This is a genomic window from Actinotalea sp., from assembly GCF_041597215.1.
GTDB lineage: Bacteria > Actinomycetota > Actinomycetes > Actinomycetales > Cellulomonadaceae > Actinotalea.
Genome location: NZ_JBFHHB010000012.1, coordinates 1 through 25,667 on the forward strand (window position 1 = coordinate 1; position 25,667 = coordinate 25,667).

The following is a 25,667-nucleotide window of genomic DNA, read 5'->3' on the forward strand; positions in this document are numbered from 1 at the left end:
CCGCCCCCCGCCCTCGACCGTCCCGCCGTCCTCGGCCCCGACGTCAGTACAGCGCGCTGGCCAACGCCCGGCGTGCCGCGAGCGTGCGCTCGTCGCTGTCGCCGACGACGGAGAAGAGCTCGAGCAGACGGACCCGCGCCCGGTCGCGGTCGGGACCCGCCGACCGTCGGACGGCGCCGAGCACGCGGTCGAAGGCCTCGGCGACCAGGCCCGACATGAGCTCCAGGTCGGCGAGGGCGAGCTGTGCGTCCAGGTCCTGCTCGTCGGCGGCCGCCGCCTGGGTCGCGGCCGGGTCGAGCGTCACGGTGCGCTGCATGAGTCCGACCTGGGCCAGCCCGGCCCTGGCGTCCTCGTCCCGGGGGTTCTCGGTCAGCGCCTGGCCGAACGCCGCAGCGGCGGCGTCGAGGTCACCCTCCTCGATCGCGTCGTAGGCGGCCTGGTGCAGGGGCGGCAGCGGCGGCTCGGCGGGAGCCGTCTCCTCCGCCACGGGGGCGACGTCAACGGTCCCGGTGACCCCGTTCGCCTTCGCCGCCTCGAGGAGCTGGCCGAGCACGGCGCGCACGTCCTCGCGGTTCGCCGCACCCTGGAAGAGCGGCACCGGTTGGCCCTTGAGCACTGCCACGACGGCCGGGACGGACTGGGCGCCGAAGGCCTGCGCGATCTGCGGGTTCGCCTCGGCGTCCACCCGGGCCAGCAGGAACCGGCCACCGAACTCCGTGGCCAGGGCGACGAGCTCGCTGACGAGGGTCGTCGAGACCTCGCTCCACGCGGCCCAGAGCACGACGACGACGGGGACCTCCACCGAGCGCTGGACCACCTCGCCGAAGCTCTGCTCGGTCACGTCGACGACGAGCCCGTCCGGTGCAGCCGATCCGCCGGGGGGAGGCGTCGCCTTGCGTCCGAGGGACGAGAGGTCGACCGCCCCACGGACGTCGAGAGAGGGTCGGGGGCCGGGGGTGGTGCTCATCTGGTCCTCATGCTGCTCGATGGGTTGGGTCAGGAGCCGGTGACCGACACCGGTGCGTGCTCGCCGCCGAGCACGGTGATCGGGTCCGACGACCCGGCGGGTGGGACGAAGAACGCCACGACACTGTCCCAGGTGATCGCCAGGCTGGTCGAGACGGTCGACCCGCCCAGGAGGGCAGCGGTCTCGGCACCGACGGTCAGGGTGCTGTCGACGAGGTTGATCGTCGTGACCGTCCGGAGGGAGCCGACGACGATCGCACCCCCGTCGGCGGTCGCAAGGGCGTAGGGCGAGTCCCCGAGGACCTCATAGGTCTCGGTGACCGACCCCTGCTCCCCCACCGCCGTGGTCCATCCCTCCCGCTGCTGGGCGATCCGGTTCCGCAGCGGGTCGTCCGCGAACGCAGCCGCGTGCTCGGACTCGGCACCGCTGCTGAGCACGTCGACGTAGCGGGCAAGGACGTCCGTCGGGCTCACGGCCGTCGCGGTCGAGTCGCTCGCGACGGGGTCGCTACCGAGCTCCGGCTGCGCCGTGGCGGGCATCTGCGTCCCCGGGAAGAGCCGGGCCCAGGACACCAGCGAGTACGGCGAACGCGGGGCGTCCTGCACGAGGGTGAGCAGCAGGGGCGCCCGCAGGTCGACGGGCGCCGTGGTCACCACCATGATCGTGCGGGGCCACGTGTCGGTCGCCGGGGCGATCACGGTCTGCGGCGTGGCGGGGATCTCGGTGAGCGCGCCTTCCGCACCGGCCGCGGCCTGGACGTACTGCGCGGCGCGGATCTCGGCAGCCGTGCCCGTCACGCGCGGGGCCAGGGCGTCGCCCGAGAGCTCCGCGTCCGCCGCGCTGAGCGTCGCCGTCACCTCTCCCAGGATCCGGCTCACCTGGGCGTCGCCGACGGCGACGGGAACCATCGCCGGCAGGGCCTCCGGGTCCGGTGTGGGCAGGTCGGGAGCGCATGCCGCGAGCCCGGCGCTCAGGGCCAGGACGGCAGCCAGGCTGCGCACGCGCCTCATCGCTCCTCCTCCTGGCCGGTCGACGATCCATGGTCGTGCTGCCGGGCAGCGTCATCCTGCTGGGCAGCGTCGTCCTGCTGGGCGTCGTCCTGCTGGGCGTGGTCCTTGTCCGCGTCAGCGCCGGGGAGAACGGGCGGCTGCGGGGGTGTCCAGGCAGTTCCGCTCGTCGCGGTCGACGGGAGCCCCCAGGCGCGACGCCAGGCGTCGGCGGAGGCGCTCGGTGCGGGGACGACCGGCACCTCGATGGTGCCGATCCTGGCCACCTCGTCCGGTTCCGGAGGCAGCGGCGCCGGCGGTGGTTCCTCGCTGCGACGACGCCCGAAGACCGACCGCCAGGTGCGTGGAGCAGCGGTCTGCCCGGCCTCGGCATCCGTCCCGCCCTCGGCATCCGTCCCGGCCTCGGCATCCGTCCCGGCCTCGGTGTCCGTCCCGGCCTCGGCATCCTTCCCAGGCTCAGCCGCCCGCCCGCCCTCGGCGTCCGGCCCGCCCTCGACGCTCGGGGTCGGATCGACGTCGTCGGCGGTCCTCGCGCTCCGGCCGCGCCCCGTGAAGGGCCAGCGCTGGGACGGGGTCTCGGGGACGCCGGGCGTCCCGTCCGCGGGCGTCCCCGTCTCGACGTCGGGCTCGGTCGCGTGGCCGGCGGCCGCGTCCTCCTGCGGGGTCGCGGCACCGGAGGGGACGCTCGCCTCGGGTGCGGAGGTGGCATCGGGCGCGGCGACCGGCACCTCGGGGGCCTCGCTCCCGCGTTCCGGTCGTCCGTGCCCTGCGGCCCGCTCGCGTTCGGCCCGCTCGCGCTGCTCCCGCAGCGCGCGCCTGGTCAGGGGAACGGACTCGGACCCGACAACGGTCTCGACGCCGTCGGTACCAGCGCCCTCGACCTCGCGGTCGACGCCGGCGGGGCTCGGGCCGGCGGGACCCTGGTCGGTGCTGCTCGCCTCGACGACAACGGGCTGCGAGCCGGTCTGCAGCCGCCGTGCACGCCGGGTGCCGGCGGGCAGGTCCGTCGCCGCTCCCTCAGTGGGCTCGGCACCCACACCCGCGCCGACGACCTCACCGGGGGCCTCACCGTCCGCCCGGGCACGCCCGCGTGAGCCGAGAAGGGCCGATCGTTGCTGCGCGGCCAGTGCCGCAACGCCGAGGAGGGCCTCGGGGCGGTAGCGCTTCAGCAGGAGCACACCCCACCACAGGAGACCCGCGAGCAGCAGCACGGAGCCCACGACGATGCCCGGCAGCCGCCAGGGTGTGGTGACCACCTGAGGCCAGGTCAGCTCGAGGGTGACCGGGCCTCCGTCGGTCGCGACCGCGAGGGCGCTCCACCGCCCGGCCTCCTGGGTCCAGGCCAGCTGGGCGGCCGGGGTCCCGGTCGCCTCCTGGACCCACAGGTCAGAGCCGGTGGGATCCGGCGGGAGCGCCTCGGACGCGGCCTCCTCCTCGGTGGCCTCCGCCGGATCGGCGCTCTCCTCGGACGTCGGGGACGCGGAGTCCTCGTCGCTCGGCGTGGCGCTCGGCGTCGGCGTCGCGGTCGGCTCGACCGCCTCTGCCGTGCCGCTCAGCCGCGTCCGGCTCTCCAGCCCGGTGATCCGGACGGCGGCGTCCTGACCCACCCACGCCGTGACGTCCTGAGTGCGGCCGATCGCCAGGACGACCTCGCCCGTCACCGCTCGTGCGGAGACGGTCACCGTCGTCGCTGCCATCTCCAGGACGCCTGGGTCGGTCAGCACGATTCCCTCGTCCACCCGGAGCGAGGCGACGAGCGTGTCGGCAGGCCGCCAGAGGGTCGCGGAGGCGATCCCGAGGGCGATCGCCGCGATGCCGAGCAGGCAGAGCAGCGACGCGAGCGCGCGCTGGAGCACAGGGGGTCCCTTCCGACGTGACGTCCCAGGATAGGCGTGCACGCCGGGGTCGTGCGCGCGGTACCGGGTGAGGGTACGCACATCGGGCCGATAGGCTGGCCTCCGGCCACCTCGTGCACGCGCGAGGGTCAGGTCCGATCTCGTGCCAGGACCGGCAGATCCAGAGCTCCAGGAGGTAGCAGTGCCCGAGGACCGTTCGATCTTCCCGGTCGTCATGCGCGGGTACGAGCGCACCCAGGTCGAGCAGCGCCTCGCCCAGCTCGAGCAACAGCTCGCCGGCGCCCGTGCCCAGGTCGAGCAGCTCGACGCCAGGGCGATGCAGGTCTCCGGGGAGCTGTCGGAGGCGCACCGCCAGCTGCGCGAGGCCGAGCGCCCGACCTACTCCGGCCTCGGCTCCCGCATCGAGCAGCTGCTGCGCTCGGCGGAGGAGCAGTCCTCGGACGTCGTGGCCCAGGCGAACGCGCAGGCCGCCGACGCCATGGCCCGAGCCAAGCTCGCGAGCGGTCAGCTGCGTGCGCGTGCCGAGAACGAGGTCGCCGAGCTGCTCGCCACGGCGCGGCGTGAGGCGGAGGAGGTCAGGACCACCGCGAGCTCCGAGGCCGAGAGCACCCTGACCAACGCGCAGCGCCGGGCCGAGGAGCTCGTGAGCTCGGCCGAGCGCGAGGCAGCCCGGATCTCCTCGGCGATCGCGACCGAGGAGTCCGAGCGCCGGACCGGGCTCGAGCGCGAGCTCGGCACCCTGCGCGCGACCGTCGAGCGGGAGACCACCGAGCTCCGGGTCAGCACCGAGAGCGCAGCGGCGGAGCTGCGGAGCAGGACGGCCGCCGAGACCACGGCCTTGCGCGACGAGACCGAGCGCTACGTCCAGGACCTGCGGTCGACCGCCGACGCCGAGACCAGCACCCTGCGCCAGCGCACCGAGTCCGAGACGGCTGCGCTGCGCCAGCGCACCGAGTCCGACGCCGCCGCCCTGCGTGGCGACGCCGAGGAGTACGCAGCCACGCTGCGCGCGCAGGCCCAGCAGGAGACCGCAGAGCTCCGCAAGGCGACCGACGAGCAGGTCGCGCTGCTGCGCCGCGAGGCACAGGAGGCAGCCGACGGCGTGCGCGCCGCAGCCGAGCGCGAGGCACGGTCCCTCAAGACCCACGCCGAGACCGAGGCGACGGCCCTGCGCACCGAGGCCGACCAGTACGCCGCCTTCGTCCGGGCGACCGCCGACCGAGAGGTCGCCGAGCTCCGCTCAGCCGTCTCCGACGAGGCGACCGCCGCCCGCAACGCCCTGGCCGCCGAGCTCGCCGAGATGCAGGCGGAGGCCGAGGAGTACAGCGCCGCACTGCGAGCCGCCGCCGAGCGGGAGACCACCGAGCTGCGCGAGGCTGCGGAGCGGGAGACGGGTCATCTGCGCGTCACGGCGGAGCGGGAGACCACCGAGCTGCGCGAGACCACCGAGCGCGAGACCACCGAGCTGCGCAGCTCGACCGAGCGCGCGGCGCGGGAGCTGCGCGAGACGACCGGGCGCGAGACCTCCGAGCTGCGCGAGCAGACCCGGCTCGAGGTCGACCGCCTCCTGTCCGAGGCGCGGCGCGCGGCGGCGGACGTCACCTCCGCGGCGGCGGCCGAGGCCGAGGCCGAGCGCACCGCAGCCACCCGGGCCCTCGCCGACGCGGAGATCGAGATCGCGACCAGGCGCGAGGCCGCGGAGAAGGCCGACACCGAGCAGCACGAGGCGGCGCGGATCGCGACGGAGAAGCTCGTCGCCGATGCCGAGGCGCATGCCGCCGATGCGGAGCAGCGCGTGGCCAACGCACTCGAGCAGGCGGAGAAGATCCGCCGGGAGGCCGACGAGCACGCCAAGGACCTGCTCTCCAACGCTCGACGCAACGCCGACCGAGTGGTCGCAGAGGCGCGCGAGCATGCCGAGCACACCCTCTCGGAGTCGATGTCCGAGGCCGAGCGTGAGCGGACCACAGCGCAGCGGCAGGTCGAGGACCTCAACCGCCAGCGCGAGGCGATCACCTCGTACCTGGACGAGCTGCGCAACCTGCTCGGGAACGAGCCCGTCCCCTCTCAGCGCACCCTGAAGAAGGTCGAGGACGCCGAGAAGCGTCTCGCCGCGGCGGGAGTCGCGGACACCGAGTCGACGGAGGGCTCCGACGAGGCCTCCCCCGCCGGGGTCGAGGACGCCGAGGCACACGTCGGCCAGGAGGCGGACGAGCAGGCGGCGGCCGAGCAGCCCGACGCCGAGCAGCCCGACGCCGATCAGGCAGCGGACGCGAGCGACTCCGAGAAGGGCGAGGAGCCCGCCGCCGAGGACGAGCCGTCGACGGAGGCGGCCGCACCCGCGAAGGCTGCACCGCGCACGCGAGCGGGTCGGGGTGCCTGAGGACGACGACTGGCGGGAGCGGCGACGGGACGCCGCGGCCGAGCACGAACGTGCCCTGCTGCGGCGACGCGCCGAGGAGAGCGCAGCGGCCCACGCCCTGCTCGTCGACTTCGTCGCGGAGGCACGACGACGCGGGCTGGATCCCGTGCCGCTCCGCGCGCGCAGCTACGACGGCCGCCACCGCTACCGCACCACCACCACGGGTTGGTACCTGCGCCGCAACGAGTCGGTGGCCGTCGGCACCGACGGCTCGTTCTACGTGCTCGGGGTGCCGGCCAGCCTCCGCTCGATGCTCGCCGGTGTCACCCTCGCCCCGAGCGATCCGCCCCTCGTGCTGGGCAAGGGCGGACGCGACGGGGAGTCGATCGACCTCCCGGACGCCCTCGCCCTCGTCCTCGAGCGCGCCGGCACGGACGACTAGTCCCGCACCCGGCCCAGGAGGCCGGTCAGCGCCGCAGCGACGGGCTCAGGGTTCTCGATGGTCGTCATGTGCCCGGCTGCTGGGACCACGACGAGCTCGGCATCGCTGAGCAGTCCGACCATCTCGCGCGCCACCTCGGGCGGCGACAGCTCGTCGAACTCCCCCACGACGACCACCGACGGACCGTCGAAGGCGGCGAGCACGGCCGAGCGGTCCGGGCGGGCCGCCATGGCGCGCTGCGCCCACGCGACGCCGTCGGGGCCCTGGTCGCGGATCCATGCCTCCAGCCGCTCGACCAGGTCCGGTCGGCCGGTCCGGTGGGCCGGGGCGAGGAGCGCCGAACGCATCCCGAGCACGGCTTCGATCGTGTCCTCGATCTCGACCGTGCCCGCGATCTCGAGCCGACGCGCACGGGCCTGCTCGGCGTCGGCCGTCGCCTTCGTGTCCAGCAGTGCCAGGCCCGCGACCAGCTCGGGATGCCGTTCGACGAGCGCCATGGCGACGTAGCCTCCCATGGACAGACCCGCGACGACGGCCCGGTCGACACCGGCGGCGCGAAGCGTCGCGGCGACCCCGTCGGCCATCACCTCGATGCTCGGCCCCGAGCCACCGACGGTCTGCGCGACGTCGGGCCCGGTCGGCGAGGTGCCGAAACCGGGAAGGTCGGGGGCGAGAACCCAGGGCTCGCCGGCCAGGAGCGGGGTGACGTCGAACCACATCCTGTGGTCCAGGGGGAAGCCGTGCAGCAGCACCAACGGGACCGCCCCCGGAGCGCCCGCGCGCAGGGTGTGCAGCTGAAGAAGTCCGTCGATCGTCATCCTGACCCTCCTCGTGGTGGAAGAAGACTGTGCAGCGGTCCTGAAGGGTGCCTCAGCGCACCTCGTCGGCCCCCGACGCCGTGCCGATCGTCCCGGCCCAGGTCGTGGGCAGCGGGGGGTGTCCTGGCAGCACATGAGCGACGATCTCGTCGAGCACCCGCCGGACCGAGGCCTCCCCGACCCAGAGGTGCTTGGCTCCGTCCACGCCGATCACCTCGGCCTGGTGCACCCGGGCGAACCTGCGACGGGCCTCCTCCGGCTGCAGGAAGTCGTCGAGCTCCGGCACCAGGGCGACCAGCGGACGTCCGAAGCGGTCCCACTCGTCGAGATCGGCGTCGGTCGCCCTGCTCAGCGGCGGGGAGAGCAGGATCGCCCCCTCGACCGCGGGGTCCGCCCCGTGCATGAGAGCCAGCTCCGTCCCGAAGGACCAGCCGACCAGCCAGGGCCGAGGCAGCCCCGTGAACTCGGCGAACTCGATCGCCGCGGCCACGTCGAACCGCTCGGCGTCTCCCCCGTCGAAGGTCCCCTCGCTGCGTCCGCGCGGGCTCGCGGTCCCCCGCGTGTTGAACCGCAGGACCGCGAGGTCCGCGAGCGCGGGGAGCCGCCACGCGGCCTTGCGGAGCACGTGGGAGTCCATGAACCCGCCGTGCGTGGGCAACGGGTGCAGGGTCACGAGGGTGGCCACCGGCTCGCGCTCGGCGGGCAGCGCCAGCTCACCGACGAGGGTGAGCCCGTCCGCCGTGTGCAGCTCGATCTCCTCACGGCGCGCGGGAAGAACGCTCAGGGCCCTGATCTCGGCGCTCGCGCCGGTCTGCTCGATGCTCATCATCACGAGCCTAGTCGCGCACGGCGAGGAGGGTCTGCTCGAGGTAGGCGGCCACCCCGTCCTCGTCGTGCGGGCCGCAGACGACGTCGGCGACGGCGAGGACCGCGGGGTGCGCGTTGGCGACGGCGCACGCCCGTCCTGCCCAGCGCAGCATCTCCAGGTCGTTCGGCATGTCGCCGAAGGCCCAGACCTCCTGCGCCGCGATCCCCCGAGCGGTCGCCCACCGCGCGAGGGCGGCGGCCTTCGTGACCCCCGGAGCCGTGATCTCGGCAAGACCGACGGCCCCGGAGTCCGCGACCAGGGCGCGGCCCGCGAGGACCTCGGCCACCCGCGACCCCAGGTCGCCGTCCGGGACGTCGAAGCGAGCGAGGAGCTTCCCCGTGGTGTCGTCGAGGAGGTCCTCGAGGAGCTCGGCCACCGGGGTCCCCCGCGGGAGCTGTCCGCGAGGGGGGAATCCGCGCTCGACGGCGAGCCCGGTGCTCCGCTCGGCTGCGAACCGCGCACCGGGCAGGGCCGAGCGCAGGTCCGTGAGGAGCTCGCGCACCAGCGCGCCGGCCAAGGGGTGCGACTCGAGCTCGCTGCCGGTGGCCACGTCGATGACCAGTGCCCCGTTGAGGCAGACGACGGTGCCGTGCCCCGAGACCGCCGACACGAGGTCGTCCAGCCACCGGGGCGGGCGGGCCGTGACGAACAGCACCTCGATCCGGGCCTGGGCAAGGGCGTCGAGGACGCGGGCCGTCCTGCTCGAGAGCCGTCCGGCGGCGTCGAGCAGGGTGCCGTCCAGGTCGGTCGCGACGAGTCGGGGTCTCATCGGCGCCTCCCTCGAGCGTCCCAGCAGCCCCGGTGCCAGTGGCGGCGGTCCGAGAGCCCCGCCTCCGGCCCGCCCCACGCGTCCTCGGACCATGCGACGAGGTGGGCCGTTCCCGGCGGGATCTCCTGCCGGCAGCCCGGGCAGACGTAGCCCTTGACGGCCGCCGCCGCGCTGATCGTCCGCACGGTCCACACGCCGTCGGCGGCGTCCTCGCGCCGGGTGCCCCCGCGGGCCCGCGTCACGTCGAGCTCGGGATGCTCCGCGGCCCAGGGCCTCTTGCTCGACCGACGCGCCATGGCCCCATTGTGCCCGTCGCGGGGGCGCCGGCCACCGCAGGGCCGACGCACCCCTGCTGCGCGGGTCAGCCGAGCCGGGGAGCGATCTCGACGGGCTGGAGCGTCGAGGTCCGCACGACCTCGCGGTACCAGTGCGCCGAGTCCTTCAACGTGCGCTCCAGGGTGTCGTAGTCGACCCGGATCATCCCGAAGCGCTTGTGGTAGCCGTAGGCCCACTCGTAGTTGTCCATCAGCGACCACAGGAAGTACCCGCGCACGTCCGCGCCGGCGTCGATGGCCCTCCCGACGGCCTCCAGGTGCCCGGCGAGGTAGGCGACGCGGTCCTCGTCGTGGATGCGACCGTCGGGGGCGACGACGTCGTCGAAGGCAGCGCCGTTCTCGGTGATCATCAGCGGCTGGTGGGGGTAGCGCTCGTGGAGCTCGAGGAGCAGGTCCGTCATGCCCTGCGGGTCGACGTTCCAGCCCATCGCCGTGTACGGACCGGGCTGCTTGAGCCACTCGATGTCGTCACAACCGAGCCATGGGCTCGCCTGGCCCGCGCGGTGGCCGTCTGCTGCGGGCGTCCCCGGCTCCGGGAGCGCGACGTCCGTGCCGGTGCGCACGCGGCCCGTGGAGTAGTAGTTCACGCCGAGCACCTCGAGCGGGACGGCGATGGTCTCCAGGTCGCCGTCGCGCACGAAGGACCAGTCCGTCAGGTGCGAGGTCTCGGCCAGGAGCTGCTCCGGGTAGGAACCCTCCATCATCGGCTGGAGGAACACCTCGTTGGCGATCCGGTCGATGCGGGCCTTGGCCGCCGCGTCCGCCGGGGTGTCCGCCCGGGTGACGTGCAGGTTGAGCGTCACCGAGACGGGCGCCTCCTCGCCCAGCACGCCCCGCACCGCTCGTGCGGCCAGTCCGTGGGCGAGGTTGAGGTGGTGCACGGCCGCGAGCGAGGCACCGCCCTCGGTCCGCCCCGGCGCATGACCGCCGGAGGTGTAGCCCAGGAAGGCCGAGCACCACGGCTCGTTGAGCGTCGTCCACATCGCGACGCGATCTCCCAGCTCGGTCGCCATGATCGCGGCGTAGTCGGCGAACCGGTACGCGGTCTCGCGGTTCATCCAGCCGCCCTCGTCCTCCAGGGCCTGCGGCAGGTCCCAGTGGTAGAGGGTGGCGACCGGCGCGATGTCGGCCGCGAGCAGCTCGTCGACGAGTCGGGAGTAGAAGTCCAGACCCGCGCGCACCGCCGGTCCCGAGCCGGTCGGCTGGATCCGCGGCCACGCGATGGAGAAGCGGTAGGCGTCAAGGCCCAGCTCACGCATGAGCGCCACGTCCTCGGGCACGCGGTGGTAGTGGTCGGCCGCGACATCGCCCGTGTGCCCGTCCAGCACCGCACCGGGGACCCGGCTGAAGGTGTCCCAGATCGACGGGCCGCGGCCGTCCTCTGCTGCCGCTCCCTCGATCTGGTACGACGCCGTCGCCGCACCCCAGACGAACCCCTCGGGGAAGACCCTGCTCACCACTGCACCTCCGCTAGACCGTTGACCGCGGCGACGGTAGCACTCCACGGCCCCTCGTCCCTCACCGGGGCGGGCCCGCTGAGACCGGTCCCGTCACGGGGAACCCGAGAACGACGGCCCGACCGGGAGCAGGGTCAGGGCGCGAGTCGCTCCAGGGCCCAGCCGGACCCCGTCCGGCGGTAGCGCAGCCGGTCGTGCAGGCGGTCGCGCCTGCCCTGCCAGAGCTCGATCGCGACCGGGGCGAGACGGAACCCCGTCCAGTGCTCGGGGAGCGGGACGGCCGTCCCCTCCCAGCGCTGCTCCGCCGCCGCGTACGCGCTCTCGAGTGCCGCACGGTCCGGGACGACGGTCGACTGCTCGCTCGCCCAGGCGGCGAGCTGGTTGCCACGGGGCCGCGAGGCGAAGTACTCCTCGACCTCCGGCCGCTCCACCTCCGTCACGCTCCCCCGCACGATCGCCTGCCGGTCCATCCCGTGCCACGGGAACACGGCGGCCGCGTGGGGGTGCGCGAGCACCTGCCGGCCCTTGGCCGAGCGTCGCTGGGTGAAGAACGTCAGGCCCCGCTCGTCGAGGCCCTTGAGCAGGACGGTGCGCGCCGCGGGGAACCCGTCCTCGTCGACGGTCGCCAGGACCATCGCGTTCGGCTCGACCAGGCCGGCGTCCCCCGCCTCGGCCAGCCACCTGCCGAGCTGGACGACGGGGTCGGGATCCACCTGCGTCTCGTCGAGGCTCCCGAGCAGGTAGCTGCGACGGAGGGCGGCGAGGTGGTCGACGGGACGGTCCATGACCCGATCCTGCCGCTCGGCAGCCCCCATCGCACGGTGATCGTCGAACGGCTGTCCCCGCTGTCCCCGCGGCACCGCCTCGGCTCAGAAGAGACGGGCGTGCACGTCGTCCATCCCACGGAGGGCGTCGTAGTCCAGGACCAGGCAGTCGATGCCCCGATCCGTCGCCAGGACCCGGGCCTGGGGCTTGATCTCCTGGGCGGCGAACACTCCGCGGACCGGCGCGAGGTGCGGGTCGCGGTTGAGCAGCTCGAGGTACCTCGTGAGCTGCTCCACTCCGTCGATGTCGCCGCGTCGCTTGATCTCGACCGCCACTGCCCGTCCACCGGCGTCCCTGGCGAGGATGTCCACCGGGCCGATCGCCGTCGGGAACTCCCGTCGCACCAGCACGTGACCCGCCCCGAGCACCTGGATCTGCTCGGCGAGGAGAGCCTGGAGGTGCGCCTCGACACCGTCCTTCACGAGGCCGGGGTCCACCCCGAGCTCGTGCGCCGTGTCGTGCAGGACGTCGAAGAGCTCGATCTCGAGCCTGTCGTCGGACTTCGTGTGCTGGACGTGCCAGACGGCGCTCACGCCCCGTGCGGCGGCCTCGTCGTCGGGGTCGAGGACCGCGAGGGAGCAGGGCGGACTCATCCAGTTCAGCGGCTTGTACGAGCCTCCGTCGGAGTGCAGCAGGACGCTGCCGTCCGCCTTGACCACGATGAGCCGGGTCGCCGTCGGCAGGTGCGCGGAGAGCCGCCCCGTGTAGTGCGCAGCGCACCGGGCCACGACGAGCCTCATCAGCTCGAGCTCCCCACGGTGCGCGGCCCTGCCTCCACCCAGCTGACCATCCCGGCGTAGGGCGCCGAGGAGAGCCGGATCTCGTAGCCCACGGCCCCGACGCGGATCCGCGCCCGGATCATCGGCCTGCCCAGCTCGTCCATCTCGTCCAGCACCGTTCGCTCGAGGATCTCCAGGTGGTCACGCGGCCAGACCAGCCGCGGGCGAGGGGCGAGCGAGAACGAGCGCCACCAGCGCAGCTCTGCGCGCCCGTACTGCGCGACGCCCTCGACCCACGGTCCGGACGCTGCGCCCTCGGGGCGCACGGCGCAGACGAACGAGCCGACCCGACGCGTCAGCGCCCGTTGGCGGGAGAGGAACAACCCGATCACCAGCGCGGCGACGAGCGCGAGCGCGCCCACACCGATCAGCTCCGGGAGTACCTCCACCTGTGGTCTGCCCTCAGTTCCCCGCGGCCGTGGCGCCGGGCGCCACGGCCTGGTCGACGACGATCGTGACCTGGTCCTTGTCCACCGACAGGAACCCGGCGTCGACCTGAGCCTCCTGCACCGCCCCGTCCACCCCACGGATGCGGACCGAGCCGGCCCTGAGCACGGCCAGGACGGGGGCGTGACCCGGCAGGATCCCGATGTCCCCGTCGGCGGCCGGCGCGCTGACCATCACGGCCTCACCGGACCACACGGTCCGGTCGGCCGCGACGAGGTCGACGGCGAGGTTCGCCACTAGCCGATCTCCTTCTGGATCCGGGCCCAGTTGCGCTCGAGGTCCTCCAGGCCACCGATGTTGAAGAAGGCCTGCTCGGCGATGTGGTCGAAGTCACCGTCGGCGATCTTGCTGAACGCCTCGACCGTCTCGGTCAGCGGGACCGTCGAGCCCGGCACGTTGGTGAACTGCGTGGCCATGTAGGTGTTCTGCGAGAGGAACTGCTGGATGCGGCGCGCCCGCGAGACGACGATCTTGTCCTCCTCGGACAGCTCGTCGACACCGAGGATCGCGATGATGTCCTGCAGCTCCTTGTTGCGCTGGAGGATCTGCTTGACCCGGACGGCCGTCTCGTAGTGGTCCTTGCCCACGAAGCGGGGGTCGAGGATGCGCGAGGACGAGGTCAGCGGGTCCACGGCGGGGTACAGACCACGCGAGGCGATCTCACGCGAGAGCTCCGTGGTCGCGTCGAGGTGGGCGAACGTCGTGGCCGGGGCCGGGTCGGTGTAGTCGTCGGCCGGCACGTAGATCGCCTGGAGGGAGGTGATCGAGTGGCCACGGGTCGAGGTGATCCGCTCCTGGAGCTGGCCCATCTCGTCCGCGAGGTTCGGCTGGTAGCCGACGGCGGAGGGCATCCGGCCGAGCAGCGTCGAGACCTCGGAACCGGCCTGCGTGTACCGGTAGATGTTGTCGATGAAGAGCAGCACGTCCTGCTTCTGGACGTCGCGGAAGTACTCCGCCATGGTCAGTGCCGACAGGGCGACGCGCAGACGCGTGCCCGGCGGCTCATCCATCTGGCCGAAGACCAGGGCGGTCTGCTTGATGACCCCCGACTCGGTCATCTCGTCGATGAGGTCGTTGCCCTCACGGGTGCGCTCCCCGACGCCGGCGAACACCGAGACACCGTTGTGGTTGTTCGCGACGCGGTAGATCATCTCCTGGATCAGGACCGTCTTGCCGACGCCGGCACCGCCGAAGAGGCCGATCTTCCCACCCTGCACGTACGGGGTGAGCAGGTCGATGACCTTGATCCCGGTCTCGAACATCGAGGTCTTCGACTCGAGCTGGTCGAACGCCGGGGGCTTGCGGTGGATCGGCCAGCGCTCGGTGACCTCGAGCGTCTCGCCCTCCTTGAGGTTGAGCACCTCGCCGGTCACGTTGAACACGTGGCCCTTGGTGACGTCGCCGACCGGCACGCTGATCGCCGCACCCGTGTCGGTGACCACGGAACCGCGCACGAGTCCGTCGGTCGGCTTGAGCGCGATCGCGCGCACCATCGCGTCGCCGAGGTGCTGGGCGACCTCGAGCGTCAGGGTGAAGGAGGTCTCGCCCTCGCCCTGGGCCGCGAGGTCGATCGGGACCGTCAGCGCGTTGTAGATCTCGGGCAGCGCGTCGGCCGGGAACTCGATGTCGACGACGGGGCCGATCACTCGAGCGACACGACCCGTGGGGGCCGCCGCCGCGGGGGTGAGGGCCGAGCCGGTGGTGGTCGCTGTCATCTGTCTTCCTGCCTTTCGACCGTGCTGGTCAGCTGCGGGTCTTGTGCTGGTCTGGGTGGAGCCGGATCAGGAGGCGGCCAGCGCGTCGGCGCCGGACACGATCTCGCTGATCTCCTGGGTGATCTCGGACTGACGCGCCTGGTTCGCCAGTCGCGTGTAGGTCCGGATGATGTCCTCGGCGTTGTCTGTCGCCGTGTGCATCGCGCGCTGACGCGAGGCGAGCTCGGACGCAGCGGACTGGAGCAGGCAGGACCGGATCCTGCTCTGCACGTACCGCGGGAGGAGTGCGTCGAGCACGACCTCGGGGGACGGCTCGTACTCGTACAGCGGCAGGGCCTCGGCGTGCGGGTCCGCCACCTCGGCCTCGACGACCTCGAGCGGAAGCATGCGCAGCACCTGGGGCGTCTGCGTGACCATGTTGACGAACTGCGTGTAGACGATGTGCAGCTCGCCGACACCGCCCTCGTCCTCCGGCAGGAGGAAGGCCTGGAGCAGGGTGTCCGAGACCTCCTGGACCAGCTCGGAGGACGGCGAGTCCGACTCCCCGGTCCAGCGAGCGGCGAGCTCGCGGTTGCGGAAGGAGAAGTAGGACACGGCACGACGGCCGGCCGCGTAGACGACAGCCTCCTTGCCCACGGCGCTCAGCCGGTCGATCAGGCGCTCGGCCTCGCGCAGCACGGATGCCGAGTAGGCACCCGCCATGCCCCGGTCGGCCGTGACGACGAGCACGGCCACCCGACGGGCGTCCGGTCGCTCGGTCGTCAACGGGTGGTCGACCCCCGCGTGGGTGGCCACGGCCGAGACGGCCTGGGTGATCGCCCGTGCGTAGGGCCCGGCAGCGGTGACCCGCGCCCGGGCCTTGCCGATGCGCGAGGCAGCGATGAGCTCCATCGCGCGGAAGATCTTCTTCAGCGACTGGGTCGACCGGATCCGCTGCCGGTAGACACGCTGCTGACCCGCCACGCTCAGCCCCGCTTCTGCTTGACGATCTGCTCCTGCGCGACATCGGCCTCGGGCTCGCCCGGCTCGACGGCCGTGGTCCCGATGCCCGTGGCCTCGGTGACCAGGAAGCCCGCGCCGAACTCGTCGATCGCCGCCTCGAGGGCTGCCTCCGTCTCGTCCGAGAGCTGGCCCGTCGTGGCGATCGTCGTCAGGACGTCCGTGTGGCGGCGCAGGTGGTCGAGCATCTCGCGCTCGAAGCGCCGGACCTCGTGCAGCGGGACGCGGTCCAGCTTGCCCTTGGTACCGGCCCAGATCGACGCGACCTGGTCCTCGACCGGGTACGGCGTGTACTGCGGCTGCTTGAGGAGCTCCATGAGTCGGGCACCACGCGTGAGCTGCTGACGGGACGCAGCGTCCAGGTCCGAGGCGAACATCGCGAACGCCTCGAGCGACCGGAACTGCGCGAGGTCGATCTTGAGCGTGCCGGCGACCTTCTTCATCGCCTTGACCTGAGCGGAACCGCCGACGCGGGAGACCGAGATGCCGACGTCGACCGCCGGCCGCTGGTCGGCGTTGAAGAGGTCCGACTGGAGGAAGATCTGGCCGTCGGTGATCGAGATGACGTTGGTCGGGATGTACGCCGACACGTCGTTGGCCTTGGTCTCGATCATCGGGAGACCGGTCATCGAGCCGGCACCCAGCTCGTCGCTGAGCTTCGCACAACGCTCGAGCAGACGGGAGTGCAGGTAGAAGACGTCACCGGGGTACGCCTCACGGCCCGGCGGGCGGCGCAGCAGCAGCGAGACGGCGCGGTAGGCCTCGGCCTGCTTGGAGAGGTCGTCGAAGATGATCAGCACGTGCTTGCCGTCGTACATCCAGTGCTGGCCGATGGCCGAACCGGTGTACGGGGCGAGGTACTTGAAGCCCGCGGGGTCGGAGGCGGGAGCAGCGACGATCGTCGTGTACTCCAGCGCGCCGGCCTCCTCGAGCGCTCCCCGCACGGCGGCGATCGTCGAGCCCTTCTGGCCGATCGCGACGTAGATGCAGCGGACCTGCTTGGTCGGGTCGCCGGTCTCCCAGTTGGCCTTCTGGTTGATGATCGTGTCGATCGCGATGGCCGTCTTGCCGGTCTGGCGGTCGCCGATGATGAGCTGGCGCTGACCGCGACCGATCGGGATCATCGCGTCGATCGCCTTGAGGCCCGTCTGGAGGGGCTCGTGCACGCTCTTGCGGGACATGACGCCGGGGGCCTGGAGCTCGAGGGCACGACGCGCCTCGGTCGCCACCTCACCCAGTCCGTCGATCGGGTTGCCCAGCGGGTCCACGACGCGCCCGAGGTACCCGTCACCGACGGCGACCGAGAGCACCTCGCCCGTGCGGCGCACGACCTGGCCCTCCTCGACACCGGTGAACTCACCGAGGATGACCACACCGATCTCGCGCACGTCGAGGTTCAGCGCGAGGCCGAGGGTGCCGTCCTCGAACTCGAGGAGCTCGTTGGCCATGCACCCGGGCAGGCCCTCCACCTGTGCGATGCCATCACCGGCGAGGGTGACGCGGCCGACCTCCTCGCGCACTGCGCCCTCGGGCGTGTACGACGCAACGAAGCTGTCCAGCGCCGCCCGGATCTCTTCGGGCTTGATCGTCAGCTCAGCCATGCTCTGCCTCCTGTCGTGACCGCCGGGGCGGTCTGCGTGCTGCGCGGGCCGGGGGCCCGAGTGTCTGATGGGCCGGTCAGCCGGCGAGTCTGCGTCGAACGTCCTCGAGCCGGCCGAGGGTCGTGGAGTCGACCACGTGCCCTGCGACCTGCACCCTCATACCGCCGATGACCCGGGGGTCCACGGCGACGCTGATCTGCACCGCGCGTCCGTACGCGCGTTCCAGGGTCGCCGAGAGCCGCTCGAGCTGAGCACTGCTCAGCGGGGCAGCAGCGGTGACCAGGGCGACGAGGAGCTGGCGGCGGCGCGCCGAGAGCCGGACCATGCGGCCGAGCATCGCCGACATCGTGCGACCTCGCGGGCCGTAGGCGGCCTGCGAGACGAGCTGGATGGTCGCGGGCTGCGCCTTGCCCTGGAGCAGCGAGGCGACGAGCGCCGCCCTGCTCTCGGGCGGAGCCGCGCGATCGGTCAGTGCGCGGCGCAGCTCCCGCTGGCCGATGAGCACACGCTCGAAGCGGAAGATCTCCTCCTCGACCGTCGGCAACGTCCCGGCCGCCTGGGCGGAGGCGAGCACCGCGTCCGCGGCCATCTCCTCTGCCGCGTCCACCAGATCGGCGTCGGAGGTCCAGCGTGCCCTGGCCAGCTCCTCCACCACGTGGACGACGCGCTTGTCCGCCCCGGAGGAGAGCAGCGCACGGACCAGGGCGGCCTTGTCGTCACCGGAGCGCGACGGGTCGCTCAGCGCGCGCCGCAGCGAGCCCGACGCGGTGAGCGCGTCGACCACCGTGAACAGCTGCCCGCCGAGCGTCGCCGCGTTGCGCTTCGCCTGGCGCAGCACGGGCTCGAAGCCCGCCTGCACCCTCGCGAGTGACGCCGCACTGGTCCCGCGCATCACGCCTCCTTGCCGGCCGCGGCCGTGGTGCTCTCGTCGAGCTCCTCGAGGAAGCGGTCGACGACACGCGACTGCAGCGCCTGGTCCGCGAGCGACTCCCCGATGATGCGCGAGGCGAGCTCGGTGGCCAGCGTGCCGATGTCCGCGCGGAGCGCGACCGTCGCCTGGGTGCGCTCGGCCTCGATCTGGCGCTGGGCCGTCTCGACGATGCGGCTCGCGTCCTCGGAGGCCTTCGCACGGAGCTCCGCGACGATCGCGCCGCCCTCGGTGCGCGCGTCCTCGCGGATCCGGGCCGCCTCGGCGCGTGCCTCGGCGAGCTGCTGGTGGTACGCAGCGAGCGCGTCGGCTGCCTCGGCCTGGACCTGCTCCGCCTTGGCGATACCGCCCTCGATCTTCGCGGTGCGCTCGTCGAGGATCGCCTGGAACTTCGGCATGACGTACTTGTAGAACGCGAGGCCGATCGCCAGGGCGACGACCGTCGACCACAACAGGTCGTAGTCGGCCGGGAGCAGCGGGTTGATCACCCCGGCCTCGCCCTCGGCGACGATCGCCGCGGCCTGCAGGAAGGGCGTCATCACACGAACAGGAAGCCGGTGACCAGGCCGAGCAGCGCGAGCACCTCGACGAATGCCACACCGATGAACATGGTCGTGCGGAGCTGGCCGGCGACCTCGGGCTGACGGGCGATGCCCTCGAGTGCCTTGCCGATGAGGATGCCGAGGCCGATGCCGGGGCCGAGCGTGCCGAGACCGTAACCGATGGTCGCGACGTTGCCGCTGACGGCGGCGAGCGTGGTGCTGTCCACTAGCGGTGTTCCTTCCGTGAGGCGCCCCCGTGGGGGCGTCGGGTGGTCGCCCGCACGAGGTGCGCGAGCGTGTCGTCTCAGTGCTCCTCTTCGACCGCCATGTTCAGGTAGACGGCCGACAGGAGGGTGAAGATGTACGCCTGGAGGACGGCGACGAGGATCTCGAACAGCGTGAACGCGATCCCGGCTGCGAGCGAGACCACCGCAGCACCCTTGAGGATCCCGGTGGCGCCGAAGAGGAAGAACTGGGTGCCGGAGAAGCAGAGCACCAGGATGAGGTGCCCGGAGATCATGTTCGCCGTGAGTCGCAGAGCGAGCGTGGCCGGGCGGAACAGGAAGACCTGCAGGGCCTCGATCGGGGTGACCAGCACGTAGAGGAACGGCGGGAGACCCGGCGGAAGCAGGTTGTTCTTCAGGTACCCGCCGACGCCGAACTTCTTGATCCCCACGGCCAGGTACATGACGTAGACCCAGGCGGCGAGCACGAGGGGCATGCCGATCAGCGAGGTCGAGGCGATGTTGAGCAGCGGGACCACGCCGGTGATGTTGAAGGCGAGGACGGCGAAGAAGATCGTCGTGAGCATCGGCAGGAAGCGACGGGCGTTGCGGCCCAGCGTCTCCTCAGCGATCTGCACGCGGACGAAGTCCAGCCCCATCTCGGCGAGGTTCTGACCGCGACCCGGGACGAGCTTCGCGCTACGCGCCGCGAGCATCATCACCGCGATGAGCGCTGCGGCCGTGACCAGGCGCACGAGGATGATGCGGTTGATCTCGAACGGCGTCCCGCCGAAGAGCAGCGCCTCGGGGAAGAACTCCGCGATGGACGGGGCATGGAAGCCGCTGTCGGACTCGGACGCGGCGAGCAGCAGATTCGTCGCAACGATGGACAGGGCGAGCTCCCAGATCGAGGACGGTAGGCACCGGCCCGACACAGCGCGTCATCGGGAGGTCCTTGGTTCGCCGAAATGGTAGCCCATACACTCCCGTGCCTCGACGCGAGTCGGCCATCCGGACGGTTCAGGCTCCCGGCTGGACGTAGGGCACCCGACCGGTGACCACGGCCCGGTAGTCCAGGGCGACCGAGCCGAGCACGCCCGCGATCGTCACCACGGCCAGCACCGTGCGGTCGTAGAAGTCCATCTCGCGCAGCACGGCGAAGACGGCGATCAGCACGATCATCTTCAGGAGCCACCCGCCCAGCACGACGGCGCCCGTGGTGGTGACGGAGGAGTCGGCGGTCCTGAGCATCGTGAGCACCGTCGTCCCGCTGAAGACCAGCGCGATCGCCGCGCCGATCAGGGCTCCCCAGACGCCCTTCGAGGCCACCGGGGCGACGAGCGCACCGATGGCGACTCCGAGCACCGCGAGGACCCCGACCAGGATGAGCATGTCCCGCAGCGCGCGGCGGAAGACGGCGCGCGCTGCGTCGGCGCTCGCGGCCCCGGGGGCACCAGCCGATCCGTCGAGAGGTCCGTCGGTCATGTCAGTCTCCTTGGGTGCCGGCAGGCGTGGGATCGGGTCCCGCGGCGGTCTCGCCATCCGGGACGGTGTGCGGCTCGTGGCGCGGGGTCGAGCGGCCACGCAGGGGGCCGAGGGTGAGCGCGAGGGCGATCCCGGCGGCCACGCCGAAGGCGATGAGGGCCTGCGTCGTGGTCCACACCATGAGGGAGGCGCCGCCGAAGGCGAAGAGCGCGGTCCACAGGTAGAGGATCGCCACCGCTCGACGATGCGAGTGGCCGATCTGCAGCATCCGGTGGTGCAGGTGGAGCCGGTCCGGCCGGAAGGGCGAGGTGCCTGCCTTGAGACGGCGCACCACTGCCAGCCCCATGTCCAGCAGCGGGAGCAGCAGCACGGCGACAGGGAGCACGAGCGGGACGAAGGCGGGCGCCTGCTGGCGGGCGGTGAGGGTCGCGGCGTCCACCTGCCCGGTGACCAGGATCGCCGAGGCGGAGAAGGTGAGCCCGATGAGCATCGAGCCCGAGTCGCCCATGAAGATCCTGGCGGGGTGCGCGTTGTGCGGGAGGAAGCCGATGCACGCGCCGACGAGCACGGCCACGACGACGCTCGCGGCGTTCGCGTAGTCCACCGAGATGTTCCGGGTGAGCAGGTAGCTGTAGAGGAAGAACCCTGCGCCGCCGATCGCGACCACCCCCGCGGCGAGTCCGTCGAGACCGTCGACGAAGTTCACGGCGTTGATCGCGACGATGACGGCGAGCACGGTCAGCAGGAGCGAGGTCCGGCCGGAGGTGATCGTCAGGCTCGTCCCCGTCGGCAGCGCGTAGAGCTGGACCCTGCCCCACCAGGCGAGCAACCCGGCCGCGAGGACCTGACCGATGAGCTTGGTCACCCAGTCGAGCTCCCAGACGTCGTCGGCAGCCCCGAGCAGGGAGACCGCCGCGGCCGCGCCGAGGATCCCCCACATCGCGCCCGACTCGAAGACCCCTGCGAGGAAGGGCATCCGGGAGGCGAGCACGAAGGCGAGAGCCATCCCCGCCAGCATCGCCAGGCCGCCCAGCCGAGGGATCGGCACGACGTGCACGTCGCGCGCCCGGAGCGCCGTGATCGCGCCGACCCGCACGGCGAACCGTCGTGCGAGCGGCGTGGCCAGGTAGGTGCCGGCCGCCGCGACGAGCGCCAGGAGCAGATAGACCCTCATCCGCCGTCCTGGACCTCGGCGACGGCGCGCAGGGCCTCGAGGTCGATAGCACCGGCCCGGACGAGACGGAGCCCGTCGGTCGCGTCGAGGATGGTCGAGGCGACCCCGCCGGGTGCCGCTCCGCCGTCGAGCACGACGTCGACGGCGGAGCCGAGCTGCTCGTGCGCCTCCTGCGCGGTGAGCGCGGCCGGGCGGCCCGTGAGGTTGGCGCTGGACACCGCGAGGGGTCCCGTCCGGCGCAGCAGGGCGAGGGCCGCCGGGTGGTCGGGCATCCGCACCGCGACCGTTCCCCGGGTCTCCCCCAGGTCCCAGGCGAGCGAGGGCTGCGCGCGGCAGATCACGGTCAGCCCGCCCGGCCAGAACGCGGCGAGCAGCTCCCGCACCGCATCGGGGACGTCGGTGCACAACCCGTCGAGAGTGCGCACGTCGGGGACCAGCACGGGTGGCGGCATCTGACGGCCCCGGCCCTTCGCGGCGAGCAGGGCCGCGACGGCTGCCGGCGCGAACGCATCGGCAGCGATGCCGTAGACGGTGTCGGTCGGGAGCACGACGAGCCCACCGCGACCGAGCGCGTTCACGGCTTCGTCGAGGGAAGGGCCCCAGGTGCCCTCCTGAGTGCAGTCGAGGATCACGCCCGCGAGTCTTTCATGCCCGGCCCCGGGCGTGCGTCCGCCGCCCGACCACCATGCGCTCGCGCCCGCCGAGATCCGTCCTCGTCCCGATCTCGCCGAACCGACCCGTGGCGTGCAGCATCGTGCGCGCCGCGGCGGCCTGCACCTCCGCGTGCTCCATCACGAGGAGTCCACCGGGCGCCAGCAGCCGCGCTGCGGCGGCGACGATCCCGCGCGGCACCGCGAGCCCGTCGGAGCCGAGCCCGTAGAGCGCGACCCCCGGGTCGTGGTCACGGACCTCCGGGTCGACGGGCACGGCGTCCGGCGGGATGTACGGCGGGTTCGACACGACGACGTCGACCGTCCCGTCCAGCTCACCGAGGGCGGTACGGGCGTCACCGCGGACCAGCACCACACGCGCGCCCGCGAGGAGCCGGGCGACGTTCTGCGACGCCCAGGCGTGGGCGGAGGCATCGAGCTCGACGGCGTGGACCACGGCGGTCGGGACCTCGTCCGCCACGGCGATGGCGATCGCCCCGCTCCCGGTGCACAGGTCCACGACCCGCACCGCTCCCGTGGACGACGCGACGCGCCGAGCCTCGTCGATCGCCACCTGGGCCACCTGCTCGGTCTCCGGCCGTGGCACGAAGACACCGGGCCCCACCGCCAGCTCGAGCCGACGGAACGGCGCCGATCCGGTCAGGTGCTGGAGCGGGACGCGCTCGGCCCGTCGGGCGAGGAGCGCGTCGAGGCCATCGGGAGCCGGGTCCCCGCGCAGGCTCGCGAGCTGGACTCCACCCCGATCGACCCCGAGCAGGTGCGCGGCGAGCAGCTCGACGTCGACCCGCGGGGAGGCGATGCCCGCAGCGGCCAACCGCGCGGCACCCGCGCGGAGGGCCTCGGAGAGGGCGGCACCGGGCTGCGGGGCACCCGCCGCCGGGGTGCGCTCCGCGCCCGCGCTCACGGGGCGGTCCCTCCCGTGGCGGCCAACCGGGCGGCCTCGTCGGCCTCGATCGCCGAACGGATGACGGGATCGAGGTCGCCGTCGAGCACCTGGTCCAGGTTGTAGGCCTTGTACCCCGTGCGGTGGTCGGCGATCCGGTTCTCCGGGAAGTTGTACGTGCGGATCCGCTCGGAACGGTCGACCGTCCGCACCTGCGAGCGTCGCACCTCCGACGCCGCGGCCGCCGCCTCCTCCTGCTGGGCGGCGAGCAGCCGGGCCCGCAGGATCCGCATCGCCTGCTCCTTGTTCTGGAGCTGGGACTTCTCGTTCTGGCAGGAGACGACCAGCCCCGTGGGCAGGTGGGTGATCCGCACGGCGGAGTCCGTGGTGTTGACCGACTGCCCGCCAGGGCCCGAGGACCGGTAGACGTCGATCCGCAGGTCGTTCGGGTCGATCTCGACCTCGCCGGCGTCGTCGACCTCCGGGAGCGCGACCACGCCGGCGGCCGAGGTGTGGATCCGCCCCTGGGACTCGGTGACCGGCACCCGCTGCACGCGGTGCACGCCGCCCTCGTACTTCAGGTGCGCCCAGACGCCATCGGCGGGGTCCGTGACCCCGCGCGCCTTCACCGCGAGCGTCGCGTCCTTGACCCCGCCGAGATCGGAGTCGGTGAGCTCGAGGATCTCGGTCGACCACCCGCGTCGCTCGGCGTAGCGCTGGTACATCCGCAGCAGGTCTCCGGCGAACAGCGCGGACTCGGCGCCGCCCTCCCCCGCCTTGATCTCCAGCAGCGCGTCGCGCCCGTCGTCGGGGTCGCGCGGGATGAGCACGCTGCGCAGGGCCTGCGAGGCCTCCTCGGCAGCCGCGCTCAGCGCCGGCAGCTCGGCAGCGAAGGCCTCGTCGAGCTCGGCGAGCTCGGCAGCGGCTCGCGCGTCGCCCTCGGCGCGCTCCCACGTGCGGTAGGCCGCGACGACCCGGCCCAGCTCGGCGTAGCGGCGACCGACGCGACGGGCCCGCCCCGCATCGAGGTGCAGCTCGGGGTCGGCCAGCTCGCGCTCCAGGTCGGCGTGCTCCTGGAGCATCGGTTCCACCGATGCGAAGGTCTCGTACATGCCCATCCCCCGTGCTCGGTCCCGTCTCGGGCCTGGCGCCCGGACGACGAACGCCGGCGAGCGGCCCACAGGGGCCACTCGCCGGCGTCGGAAGAGCTAGTTGGAGGCAGCCTTCTTGCCGTAGCGAGCCTCGAAGCGGGCCACGCGGCCACCGGTGTCGAGGATCTTCTGCTTGCCCGTGTAGAACGGGTGGCACGCGGAGCACACGTCGGCGTGGATCTGGCCCGACGTCGCGGTGCTGCGGGTCTCGAACGTGTTGCCACAGGTGCACGTCACCGTGGTGGCGACGTACTGCGGGTGGATGTCCTTCTTCACGGGTTTCTCCTATCGGAGGCCGCCGGGTCGAGCACGGGATCGTGCACGTGAACCGGAGACCGAGGGGACAGTCTGCCAGAACACCGCCGCTGGGGAAAACCTTCCCGGCGGTGCTCAGGCCGACCCGCAGATGGAGTGCGGGTCGGCCGAGGATCAGTCGTCGCGGCCCTGCGTCGCAGGCGTCGTCTTCTGCACCTGGAGCAGGAACTCGACATTGGACTGCGTCTCGCGGAGCTTGGAGAGCAGCAGCTCGATCGACTGCTGCTGGTCCAGCGCGCTCATCACGCGGCGCAGCTTCCAGTTGATCTTGAGCTCGTCCGCCGGGATGAGGATCTCCTCGCGGCGCGTGCCTGAGGCGTCGACGTCGACCGCGGGGAAGATCCGCTTGTCCGCGAGCTGCCGGGAGAGCTTGAGCTCCATGTTCCCGGTGCCCTTGAACTCCTCGAAGATGACCTCGTCCGCCTTGGAGCCCGTCTCGACCAGGGCCGTCGCGAGGATCGTCAGCGAGCCACCGTGCTCGATGTTGCGCGCCGCGCCGAAGAAGCGCTTGGGCGGGTAGAGCGCGCTCGAGTCGACACCACCCGACAGGATCCGCCCGGAGGCCGGCGCGGCGATGTTGTACGCGCGGCCCAGCCGGGTGATCGAGTCGAGCAGCACGACGACGTCCTGGCCGAGCTCCACCAGCCGCTTGGCACGCTCGATGGCGAGCTCGGCGACCGTGGTGTGGTCGTCCGCCGGACGGTCGAAGGTCGAGGCGATGACCTCGCCCTTCACCGTGCGCTGCATGTCCGTGACCTCCTCCGGTCGCTCGTCGACGAGCACGACCATGAGGTGGACCTCGGGGTTGTTCGTGGTGATCGCGTTCGCGATCGCCTGGAGCACGAGCGTCTTGCCCGCCTTGGGCGGCGAGACGATCAGTCCGCGCTGGCCCTTGCCGATCGGAGCCACGAGGTCGATGACCCGCGTGGTGAGCACCTTCGCGTCCGTCTCCAGGCGCAGGCGCTCCTGGGGGTACAGCGGCGTCAGCTTGCCGAACTCGGCGCGCGTCCGCGACTCCTCGGGGCTCATCCCGTTGACGGAGTCGAG

General features: G+C 72.6%; 28 protein-coding genes. 2 read left to right on the top strand and 26 right to left on the bottom strand.

What is annotated here, in order from left to right; all coding sequences use genetic code 11:
* Window positions 1-43: 43 nt before the first annotated feature.
* From ABWK99_RS02065 to ABWK99_RS02075, 3 genes are read right to left on the bottom strand one after another with little or no spacing between them, the layout of a single operon-like run.
* Window positions 44-967 carry a tetratricopeptide repeat protein gene (locus ABWK99_RS02065; protein ID WP_372593027.1) on the bottom strand — a complete coding sequence of 308 codons (924 nt, stop codon included), beginning with the start codon at window positions 965-967 and terminating at the stop codon, window positions 44-46.
* Between the two features lie 29 nt (window positions 968-996).
* Complete coding sequence (locus ABWK99_RS02070; protein WP_372593028.1) at window positions 997-1,977, bottom strand: hypothetical protein; 981 nt, start codon at window positions 1,975-1,977, stop codon at window positions 997-999.
* Window positions 1,974-3,830, bottom strand: a complete 1,857-nt coding sequence (locus ABWK99_RS02075; protein WP_372593029.1) for a hypothetical protein — start codon at window positions 3,828-3,830, stop codon at window positions 1,974-1,976. The genes ABWK99_RS02070 and ABWK99_RS02075 overlap by 4 nt, the downstream gene beginning before the upstream one ends.
* 181 nt (window positions 3,831-4,011) lie before the next feature.
* Here ABWK99_RS02075 and ABWK99_RS02080 point away from each other — a divergent pair, with 181 nt between their 5' ends.
* Window positions 4,012-6,213: a hypothetical protein gene (locus tag ABWK99_RS02080; RefSeq protein ID WP_372593030.1), complete on the top strand. Its 2,202-nt coding sequence runs from the start codon at window positions 4,012-4,014 to the stop codon at window positions 6,211-6,213.
* Window positions 6,206-6,634 carry a hypothetical protein gene (locus ABWK99_RS02085; protein WP_372593031.1) on the top strand — a complete coding sequence of 143 codons (429 nt, stop codon included), beginning with the start codon at window positions 6,206-6,208 and terminating at the stop codon, window positions 6,632-6,634. Before ABWK99_RS02080 ends, ABWK99_RS02085 begins: the two co-directional genes overlap by 8 nt.
* On the opposite strand, the gene ABWK99_RS02090 is transcribed toward ABWK99_RS02085, so the two are convergent.
* The 23 genes from ABWK99_RS02090 to rho form a co-directional block, all read right to left on the bottom strand.
* On the bottom strand, window positions 6,631-7,452 hold the full coding sequence (locus ABWK99_RS02090; protein WP_372593032.1) for an alpha/beta fold hydrolase: 822 nt from the start codon (window positions 7,450-7,452) through the stop codon (window positions 6,631-6,633). The genes ABWK99_RS02085 and ABWK99_RS02090 overlap by 4 nt on opposite strands.
* Window positions 7,453-7,504: 52 nt before the next feature.
* On the bottom strand, window positions 7,505-8,278 hold the full coding sequence (locus tag ABWK99_RS02095; protein WP_372593033.1) for an alpha/beta hydrolase: 774 nt from the start codon (window positions 8,276-8,278) through the stop codon (window positions 7,505-7,507).
* 10 nt (window positions 8,279-8,288) lie between these two features.
* A complete protein-coding gene (locus ABWK99_RS02100; RefSeq protein WP_372593034.1) occupies window positions 8,289-9,089 on the bottom strand; it encodes an HAD family hydrolase in 801 nt (266 codons plus the stop codon).
* Window positions 9,086-9,385, bottom strand: coding sequence for a hypothetical protein (locus tag ABWK99_RS02105; protein ID WP_372593035.1), 300 nt, complete (start codon window positions 9,383-9,385; stop codon window positions 9,086-9,088). Before ABWK99_RS02105 ends, ABWK99_RS02100 begins: the two co-directional genes overlap by 4 nt.
* 65 nt (window positions 9,386-9,450) lie before the next feature.
* Window positions 9,451-10,884, bottom strand: a complete 1,434-nt coding sequence (locus tag ABWK99_RS02110; protein ID WP_372593036.1) for a glycoside hydrolase family 1 protein — start codon at window positions 10,882-10,884, stop codon at window positions 9,451-9,453.
* Window positions 10,885-11,015: 131 nt separating this feature from the next.
* On the bottom strand, window positions 11,016-11,666 hold the full coding sequence (gene pdxH, locus ABWK99_RS02115; RefSeq protein ID WP_372593037.1) for a pyridoxamine 5'-phosphate oxidase: 651 nt from the start codon (window positions 11,664-11,666) through the stop codon (window positions 11,016-11,018).
* An 84-nt stretch (window positions 11,667-11,750) separates the two neighbouring features.
* On the bottom strand, window positions 11,751-12,446 hold the full coding sequence (gene nucS / locus ABWK99_RS02120) for an endonuclease NucS (protein WP_372593038.1): 696 nt from the start codon (window positions 12,444-12,446) through the stop codon (window positions 11,751-11,753).
* Window positions 12,446-12,874 carry a DUF2550 family protein gene (locus tag ABWK99_RS02125; RefSeq protein ID WP_372593039.1) on the bottom strand — a complete coding sequence of 143 codons (429 nt, stop codon included), beginning with the start codon at window positions 12,872-12,874 and terminating at the stop codon, window positions 12,446-12,448. Before ABWK99_RS02125 ends, nucS begins: the two co-directional genes overlap by 1 nt.
* Before the next feature lie 13 nt (window positions 12,875-12,887).
* Window positions 12,888-13,169, bottom strand: a complete 282-nt coding sequence (locus ABWK99_RS02130; RefSeq protein WP_372593040.1) for a F0F1 ATP synthase subunit epsilon — start codon at window positions 13,167-13,169, stop codon at window positions 12,888-12,890.
* A complete protein-coding gene (gene atpD / locus ABWK99_RS02135) occupies window positions 13,169-14,647 on the bottom strand; it encodes a F0F1 ATP synthase subunit beta (RefSeq protein WP_372593041.1) in 1,479 nt (492 codons plus the stop codon). Before atpD ends, ABWK99_RS02130 begins: the two co-directional genes overlap by 1 nt.
* A gap of 66 nt (window positions 14,648-14,713) precedes the next feature.
* On the bottom strand, window positions 14,714-15,610 hold the full coding sequence (locus ABWK99_RS02140) for a F0F1 ATP synthase subunit gamma (protein ID WP_372593042.1): 897 nt from the start codon (window positions 15,608-15,610) through the stop codon (window positions 14,714-14,716).
* 2 nt (window positions 15,611-15,612) lie between these two features.
* Window positions 15,613-17,247 carry a F0F1 ATP synthase subunit alpha gene (gene atpA, locus ABWK99_RS02145; RefSeq protein ID WP_372593043.1) on the bottom strand — a complete coding sequence of 545 codons (1,635 nt, stop codon included), beginning with the start codon at window positions 17,245-17,247 and terminating at the stop codon, window positions 15,613-15,615.
* Window positions 17,248-17,323: 76 nt separating this feature from the next.
* Entirely contained in the window at window positions 17,324-18,139 is an 816-nt protein-coding gene (locus tag ABWK99_RS02150) for a F0F1 ATP synthase subunit delta (RefSeq protein ID WP_372593044.1), read from the bottom strand.
* Window positions 18,139-18,714, bottom strand: coding sequence for a F0F1 ATP synthase subunit B (locus ABWK99_RS02155; RefSeq protein WP_372593045.1), 576 nt, complete (start codon window positions 18,712-18,714; stop codon window positions 18,139-18,141). The genes ABWK99_RS02150 and ABWK99_RS02155 overlap by 1 nt, the downstream gene beginning before the upstream one ends.
* Window positions 18,714-18,944 (bottom strand): ATP synthase F0 subunit C, encoded by a 231-nt coding sequence (gene atpE, locus ABWK99_RS02160; protein ID WP_372593046.1) that lies wholly within the window; start codon window positions 18,942-18,944, stop codon window positions 18,714-18,716. The genes ABWK99_RS02155 and atpE overlap by 1 nt, the downstream gene beginning before the upstream one ends.
* 77 nt (window positions 18,945-19,021) lie before the next feature.
* The gene (gene atpB, locus ABWK99_RS02165) at window positions 19,022-19,876 is read right to left on the bottom strand and encodes a F0F1 ATP synthase subunit A (protein WP_372593047.1); all 855 of its coding nucleotides are present in this window, start codon (window positions 19,874-19,876) and stop codon (window positions 19,022-19,024) included.
* Between the two features lie 85 nt (window positions 19,877-19,961).
* A complete protein-coding gene (locus ABWK99_RS02170; RefSeq protein WP_372593048.1) occupies window positions 19,962-20,426 on the bottom strand; it encodes a hypothetical protein in 465 nt (154 codons plus the stop codon).
* Window position 20,427: 1 nt separating this feature from the next.
* Window positions 20,428-21,600, bottom strand: a complete 1,173-nt coding sequence (locus ABWK99_RS02175; RefSeq protein WP_372593049.1) for an MraY family glycosyltransferase — start codon at window positions 21,598-21,600, stop codon at window positions 20,428-20,430.
* A complete protein-coding gene (locus ABWK99_RS02180) occupies window positions 21,597-22,232 on the bottom strand; it encodes an L-threonylcarbamoyladenylate synthase (RefSeq protein WP_372593050.1) in 636 nt (211 codons plus the stop codon). Before ABWK99_RS02180 ends, ABWK99_RS02175 begins: the two co-directional genes overlap by 4 nt.
* Window positions 22,233-22,245: 13 nt before the next feature.
* Window positions 22,246-23,175 (bottom strand): peptide chain release factor N(5)-glutamine methyltransferase, encoded by a 930-nt coding sequence (prmC, locus tag ABWK99_RS02185; protein WP_372593051.1) that lies wholly within the window; start codon window positions 23,173-23,175, stop codon window positions 22,246-22,248.
* Complete coding sequence (gene prfA, locus ABWK99_RS02190; protein WP_372593052.1) at window positions 23,172-24,266, bottom strand: peptide chain release factor 1; 1,095 nt, start codon at window positions 24,264-24,266, stop codon at window positions 23,172-23,174. The genes prmC and prfA overlap by 4 nt, the downstream gene beginning before the upstream one ends.
* Window positions 24,267-24,362: 96 nt before the next feature.
* Complete coding sequence (gene rpmE / locus ABWK99_RS02195; RefSeq protein WP_372593053.1) at window positions 24,363-24,581, bottom strand: 50S ribosomal protein L31; 219 nt, start codon at window positions 24,579-24,581, stop codon at window positions 24,363-24,365.
* A 153-nt stretch (window positions 24,582-24,734) separates the two neighbouring features.
* Window positions 24,735-25,667 (bottom strand): transcription termination factor Rho (gene rho / locus ABWK99_RS02200; protein ID WP_372593054.1); only part of this gene is annotated, 933 nt, incomplete at its 5' end.